This window comes from Desulfosarcina sp., from assembly GCF_041551955.1.
Classification (GTDB): domain Bacteria; phylum Desulfobacterota; class Desulfobacteria; order Desulfobacterales; family Desulfosarcinaceae; genus Desulfosarcina.
In genome coordinates, this window is the sequence record NZ_JBFELV010000262.1 from 1 (window position 1) to 7,153 (window position 7,153).

Sequence of the window (7,153 nt, forward strand, 5' to 3'; positions counted from 1 at the left end):
CCTGGTCCGTGTGGCCGACGCGTTTACCGCGGTGATGGAAGACCCCCGGCTGCCGGAGCCTGCCACATTGGCGAAGACCTTTTCAAAATCCAAAGACCTTCCCACCCCCACCTTGAGGGCATATGCTAGGGATTATTTGTCCGGCCTGGAACGGCGCATCGCGTCATCCGAAACGCTGTTGAAAAAAGTGGGCGCTACGTTCGACAGCCAAGCCTTGCTCGAGCAGATGACCCGCGATGAACTATACGCCGCACTGGCCCTGGACTATCTTAAAAAGCTGCTTGGGCATGATCCTGTGATGGAATCCCACCCGTTTTGATTTTTGCTGAAAAAACCCTTTTCGACTTTTTCCCCTTTTCCCACTCATTTCATGTTTGAACCTTTTCGACGAATAGTCTACAACCCGCCCTAGTTCTCGAATTCATACCCTCAACTTAGGATTATTGCGATGCATCGAATTCTGAAATATGTGCTTTTCGGTATATTGCTTTCAGCCCTCATGTCACCATCTGCTTTCGCCGGCGTCGACTGGCCATTGCCATACGACCGCAGGGAAAAACCGGTTAAATCCCTTTATACACTCGTCGACGAGGAGCTGGAAGACGGCCTCAAGAAAGCGGTCAACACCAATTCTCGCTGGCGGTCGCTGATCCGCAAGAAAAAAATGGCCCTGGGCGTCGTCGACATCGGCAACCCGGAAGCGGTTCGTTTTGCCCGCATCAACGGCAGTGTGATGATGTATGCCGCCAGCCTGCCCAAGATCGCCGTGCTCCTGGCTTCGGCCCAGGCGTTGGAGGAGGGCCGGATCAAGGAGACCCCTGCGGTTCTGGCCGACATGCGCAAGATGATCAGCCATTCCGACAACCCCGCCGCCACCCGCATGATCGACCGCCTGGGCTTCGACTACATCGAAAAGGTGCTGACCGCACCCACGTACCGGCTTTATAACACTGAACGGGGCGGCGGCTTATGGGTCGGCAAACGATATGCATCGGCCGGAGAGCGGCATCCCGAGCAGCTCAAGGGGCTTTCCCACGCCGCCACCGCCACCCAGGTGTGTCGGTTTTACTACCTATTGTCCATGGGAAAGCTGGTCAATCCATACCGCAGCCGACAGATGCTCGACATCCTTGCCGATCCGGCCCTGCACCACAAATTCGTCGGGGTGCTGGACAAGCGCGCACCAGATGCCACCATGTTCAGAAAGTCGGGCACCTGGCGGGACTGGCATGCCGATTCGGTCCTGGTCTGGGGCCCGGCCTGGCGGCGTTATATCGCGGTGGCCTTGGTTGAAGATCCTGATGGGGAAACCATCATGCGCGATTTGATCGCCGTCATCGACCGGCTCCTGGAACGGGAGCACCAACGTAAATCAGTCCGCGGCCTTGCAGACATCACCACGCCCGACCCCGGCGTTGACGGCAGACGGCTTGCGGTGCTGGTCACCGCGGCAGTCGCGACGGAGGACGTTCAGCCTGGGCTGAACGACTGAGAATGAGCGTTCTGAATACGCTGCTGCGCAACAGCATGGATATCCGCAAGGGTGAGGGGCCGCGGGTTGCCCTCATGTTCTCCTATATTTTCCTGATCATCACCGCGTTGATGATCGTCAAGCCCGTAGCCAACGCCCAATTTTTGTCGACCTTCGGTGCGGGGCGGCTCCCTTTTGCCTTCATCGCCGTGGCAGTGCTCGCCGTGGCGGTCTCTTCGCTGTACACGCACTGGTTGCGGCGAATCGATTTCTTCAGGCTGATCATCCGAACCCTGCAGGCCGCCATCGCCGCCATGGTCGTATTCTGGGGGGCACTGTATTCGGACCCCCTGCGGCTTCCCGCCATATTCATCCTGTATGTCTGGGCCGCGGTTATCGGCCTGATCGTGGTTTCCCAGTTCTGGATTCTGGCCAACGCCATCTTCAATCCCCGGGAGGCACGGCGCCTGTTCAGCGTGGTGGGTGCCGGCGCCATCGCCGGCGGGATTTTCGGGGGGTATCTGACCAACCTGCTGGCCGCCTGGGTGGGCAGTGCCAACCTGATCCTGGTGGGTGCCGGTTGTCTGGCGGTATGCATCCTGCTGGCCAAACACCTGTATCGGACCACTATCGACGACCAGCACCTGCACCGCATCCGGCAGAAAGAACAGGCCGCCGTTGAACCCCGGCATCCGCTCGTGGCTATTGCCCGGTCCAGGCACCTGAGTTTTCTGGCGGGGATTATCGGGCTGAGCGTCATCGTCGCCAAGCTGGTGGAATATCAATTCAGTGCCGTGGCCACTGCCCAGATCCCGGAGGCAGACCAGCTGACCGCCTTCTTTGGATTCTGGTTATCCAACCTGAATGTGCTCTCCCTGTTGATCCAGCTTTTCGTTACCCGGCGTGTGGTGGGGATGATCGGGGTGGGTGTGTCTCTGTTTTTTCTGCCGATGGTCATTGCCCTGGGATCGGTCCTTGTCCTGATCCATCCGGCCTTGTGGGCGGCCATCTTCCTTAAAGTCGGCGACGGCAGCCTGAAAAACTCGGTCAACAAGGCCGCCCTGGAACTGATGGTGCTGCCGGTTCCCGCGGACATCAAAAGCCAGGCGAAAACCTTTATCGACGTAATCGTGGACAGCACGGCAACCGGTCTTGGCGGTCTCCTGCTGCTGGGACTTACTGCCGTATTCGGCCTGTCGGTCCGGCCGGCGGCCGTCTTGACGATTATTCTGATCGGAATCTGGGTGGTCCTGATCCAGCGCATACGCAAGGCCTACATCGATGCCTTCCGATCCTCCCTGACCGCGCCGATGGAAGCGGGATCGGCTGTGCGCATGCCGCTTGCCAACACCTCGATCATCGGCAATATCGTCGAGGTACTGGACGGTGACAACGTCCCCCAGATTATCCACACCCTGCGTATGACCCGGTCCATCGATCAGAAACAGCTGGTGCCCAGCCTCCGGCGATTGATCCGGCATCCGTCCGCAACGGTGCGGCTGGAAGCGCTGAAAAGCTGTTACCCCTGCCACGACCCGGAGCTGGTGGCGGCGGCAACCGAACTGATTGCGGACCCAAACGCCGGTGCCGGCCAGGCGGTGATGACCGAAGCGATGCATTACCTGTTTCGCCATGCGGACGGAGACCGGGTGTCGATGCTGGGCGACTTCATGCGGAATCCCGATGCTGCTGTCAGCGGGGCGGCCCTGGTTTGCGCTTCCCGGGAGAGCCGGCGCAACCCCCGGCTGCGCCAGGCCCTGAAAGTTCGCGCCGAGATCGACAGCCTGCTCAGGCACATCCCCCTGGAAACGGATGCAGGCCGGGCCGTCCGGTTCAAGCGGACGTGTGCGGCGGCCATCGGTGCGGCGAATATTGCCTCTTTTTTCCCCTACCTCAACGTCTTTTTGAGCGACACCGCACCCGAGGTGGTCAAAGCCGCCGTGAAGGCGGCCGGAGAAACCCGCCATGACGCTTTCGTTCCAGCCATCCTCGAGAAAATTCGCTCGGCGTCACTGCGACAGGTGTGCAGCGACGCCCTGAAGCAGTTCGGCCCCGACATCGACCGGCTGTTGGCCAACTGCCTGTCCAACCCACTGATAAACTACGACATCCGGCGTCATCTGCCGGACATCCTGGCGGCTGTCGGATCCCAGACCACGGTAACCGTGCTGGTCGAGAACCTCGACCAGAAGGATCCGTCGGTGCGCAATGCCAGCATCCGGGCGCTCAACCGGCTGCGCCGCCAGGGAAAGGACCTGCGTTTTGACGACCAGGCAGTGGTTCGCTGTATCCTGCAGGAGGCCAGACGCCACCTCAACATGCTGGCTGCGCTGTACTACCAGATCGACGCCAGGCAGACGGTTGCGCCCTCCGCTGCAGACACAGCCGTGTTGTCCCTGCGGCAGAAGCTAGCCGGTGAGATCGAAAAACGGCTGGATGTGAACCTCGAGCGCATCTTCAGCCTGTTGGGGCTCAAATACCCCGTTGGGGACATCAGCCGCGCCTACCAGGGCCTGGTGAGCGGCCAGCCGGATCTGCGCGCCAACGCCATCGAGTTTCTGGACAACGTGCTGGACACCGACCTGAAACGATCCCTGATACCCATCGTGGAGACGGCGCTGATGGACCGCATGATCGAACAGACCATCGCGCGCCTGGGGGTTAAGATCCCTTCGGAGATGGATGCCTTTGCCCTGATGCTTCCCGAAGCCGATGCCGATCTCCAGATCCAGGCGCTCGACCTGATCGCGCAGCTGGGGGACCCTGCATATGCCGGACTGGTTGCCGAACTGATGGCCATGGCCCACCCGCGGGTCAGGGCTGCCGCCGGCGGCCTGCTGCAACGATTCGGATACCTGGCCTGATATAGAGGGTTCGGGGTTCCGGGTTCAGGGTCACTGCTTGAGGATGCGGTCGATGAAGGTGGCCAGGCTCTGGTGTTCGACGGCCGAGTTTTTGTATAGCACGTCGGACATGATGGTCACCAGATAAACCCGCCCGTCAGGCTGCTCCACAATGGCCACGGAATTCATGACGTTTTCCACATTGCCCTGGTATTTGCGGCACTTGAAATCCGCCTCGGGTTTGCAGCGGTAGAGGCTGCCGGATTTATAGTAGACCGCCGCTTCGGCCAGTGCCGGTGAAGAGGCGTAGCGGATCCTTTTGGCGGTCATGTATATCAAGCGCTTGATCTCCAGGCTGGACCACGGGTCCACCACCCGGCCCTGTTCGAGGGCCACCAGGAAGCGCATCAACCCTTCGGGGGTCGCCCCGCTTTTGCCCCCCGGCGGTACCCGCCGCTTGCCCGCCGCCGTGAAAAAGCTGCCCAATTGCCATTGCTGCTGGGCAATGCCGACGGCCCGCAGGGGGTCGTTGACCACCGACATGGCCATATCCCGCAGGTCAGGTTTCGGCGTTTCGTCGAAAAAACGCTGTTCCAGCTCCGCTGTCGGCGGGTAATCGGCGCCAAAATGACGCATGAGCAGCAACTCCTTCCAGACCACGCTGGCGGCAGAATTGGCGCTGGCCGATAGCATGTGATCGAGCCATTCATAGAGGGAGAAGCGGTCCGTCTCCAGCACCGGCCGTGAGGCGAACGCAGCGGTGTCAGGATCGAAAACCGGTACATCATGGGTGTCGGTGTGGATCCACCCCCCGGCTGTCACCTGCCGCACGCGCAACAGATGTTGCCGTCTGTCCGGGTGGTCGGGGAACATGCGGCTCAGTTCCGTGAAAATTCCAGCGGCGATGGCCAGCTTGCCGACGCTGCCCGGCGAAAAGGAGCGATCGGCCTGCCGGGCGGCCAGGCGGACCGGCCTGCCGGGGGTGACATCCAGCACCATCAGGGCGTAGCTGTCGTGCCGGTTGGGAAACAGGGCGTCGATACGGGCCTGCAGGCCGGGATCCGCCGGCGGCAGGTGGTCGACCCGGTGCCCTTCTTCGTTGATCAGGTTCAGCCGGATGCCGGCCACACCTTTGCGGGCACCGGCCACCGCAGCAGGGCCCTTGATCTTTCCTTCGCCGATCATCTGGAGGTATACCAGTCGACGGATGCCGGTGGCGGCAAAGCCGTCCAGCGGGTATGCCCAGGCCGGGCTGCCGCCGATGAACAGGGCGGCGGCCGCGAGTCCGGCGACTATACGGCAAATGCGGTTCAGACGTGGGGTTGACTGCATCGTTTTCTCGTTTCTGCAGGCTGTTGCCGGTTGGGATTCTCTGGTTCGCGGTCGGCTCACGGCAGTATCCAGCCCAGTGGGATGTTGCGGTTTTCCGGCACCGCCCGATCTATCTGATTCAAATAGGCGCTGGTTCGCGCCTGTTTGTGCTCCACGAAGGGGCGAATCTGGAACAGCCAAATCCTCCCGTCCCGGAAACCCAACTCGATGTCCCAGGGGCCGCTGGACCCGATTTCCGAGTTTTCAGCGAGCCGCCGCTTAACCGTGGCGGCCATTCGGCGCAGCTGGTCCAGCTCCGCTTCGTCAAGCAGGGGCGTCTCGAAGCTGGTGATAGCTTTGCTGACGCCGCCGGATTTCGGCAGGACCGTAAAAAAGGGGTCCCGGGCCGGTGAAAGCAGTAAGACCCTGTCGTCGGGAGTCAGCCGCCAGGTTTCGGCTATCTGCCCCTCAACGGCACCGCCAGCCCCGCGGCTGAAGGCCACGGTGATGTCATCGGGGTGACCACCGGTTACCCCGGTGGTGATCATCACGCCGGATTTGGCCACGTCGACCGTGGGAATGACCAGAATGGAGGGATAGATGTTCTCCGGGTTGGTCAGAAACCGATGACGCCAGTGGTAGCTGCGCTCCGTGTAGGCCGACGCCCACACCTCGCGGATTGCTTGAAAAATTCGCGCTTCATCCCTGACGTTGAACACGGTCAGGTTCAACCCGGCACCGGTAAAATCCTTCAGGTCTTCCATGTTGGTGTCGCTGCGCACAAAAACGGGCAGCGTTCCCATGTCCGCACCCAAGTGGAATCGAAAGCCATCCCTGACCGCCGTCTCGAACGCGGGCGAAAAAGCCATTCGGCCGATGGCCTCGCGCAGGTCGGAGAGGCGCGCCAGGATGATGGCGTCACGGTCATCCTGCCCGGACGATTCGCCGTCTCCCGCATCGAAGGTCTGCTGCAGGAAGTGCCAGTAGGACGAGCCGGTGCCGGGCATCGCCTCGTCCATGTGCTGCCGGAAAGCGCCGAAGGGGATGACGAAACCGTCCACCACATGCTCGGGGAAGTCGTGTTTCAACTGCCCCAGGTTGGCCGCTTTGGGGCCGCACCACCGGCCGGAATCCGATGCCTTGAGCCGGGATAGGGGAATCGGCGCAACCGGAGTTAAATCGATCCTGTCCAGCGGCACCGCTATCCGCTCATCGCTGCGGCGACGGGTTTCCACCAGGTTCTTTTCTTCCACGGTCATGGCCGCGGACGGTTTCATGATCACCGTGCCGCCCGGTGAGACGGCATAGAAAACCGTTTGTCCGGAATAGGCCTTGAGTAAATTCAGATCCGCCTCTGAAAGGATCGCGTTGGGTATGCCCAGGTTGCGCGACAACAGCTGAACGTGGGAGACCAGGTTGCCTTCGCTGACGGTGGCGATGCCCGCCACCGGCTTGAGATCCGGCGGTGCGTGGGGCATGACATAGATATTTTTTTCAGAGAGCAGCGTATGGGCATCGACCCGATCCA

The 7,153-nt window shown here is 61.1% G+C and carries 5 protein-coding genes; 3 read left to right on the plus strand and 2 right to left on the minus strand.

All coding sequences use genetic code 11. The features are described 5' to 3' along the window. From ABYV26_RS17200 to ABYV26_RS17210, 3 genes are all read left to right on the plus strand, one after another. Window positions 1–319 (plus strand): hypothetical protein (locus ABYV26_RS17200; protein WP_372682586.1); only part of this gene is annotated, 319 nt, incomplete at its 5' end. Window positions 320–448: 129 nt separating this feature from the next. Then, a complete protein-coding gene (locus tag ABYV26_RS17205) occupies window positions 449–1,492 on the plus strand; it encodes a serine hydrolase (protein WP_372682587.1) in 1,044 nt (347 codons plus the stop codon). Window positions 1,493–1,494: 2 nt separating this feature from the next. Continuing rightward, entirely contained in the window at window positions 1,495–4,335 is a 2,841-nt protein-coding gene (locus tag ABYV26_RS17210; RefSeq protein ID WP_372682588.1) for an Npt1/Npt2 family nucleotide transporter, read from the plus strand. A 30-nt stretch (window positions 4,336–4,365) separates the two neighbouring features. Here ABYV26_RS17210 and ABYV26_RS17215 read toward each other — a convergent pair whose 3' ends face one another. Next, window positions 4,366–5,646 carry a hypothetical protein gene (locus tag ABYV26_RS17215; protein ID WP_372682589.1) on the minus strand — a complete coding sequence of 427 codons (1,281 nt, stop codon included), beginning with the start codon at window positions 5,644–5,646 and terminating at the stop codon, window positions 4,366–4,368. A 56-nt stretch (window positions 5,647–5,702) separates the two neighbouring features. Beyond that, the coding region (locus ABYV26_RS17220; RefSeq protein WP_372682590.1) for a PEP/pyruvate-binding domain-containing protein at window positions 5,703–7,153 on the minus strand (1,451 nt) is incomplete at its 5' end.

Bases quoted from the DNA above. Each gene is read 5' to 3' on its own strand.
- ABYV26_RS17205 (WP_372682587.1), top strand. From the start codon at position 449: ATGCATCGAATTCTGAAATATGTGCTTTTCGGTATATTGCTTTCAGCC.
- ABYV26_RS17210 (WP_372682588.1), top strand. From the start codon at position 1,495: ATGAGCGTTCTGAATACGCTGCTGCGCAACAGCATGGATATCCGCAAG.
- ABYV26_RS17215 (WP_372682589.1), bottom strand. From the start codon at position 5,646: ATGCAGTCAACCCCACGTCTGAACCGCATTTGCCGTATAGTCGCCGGA.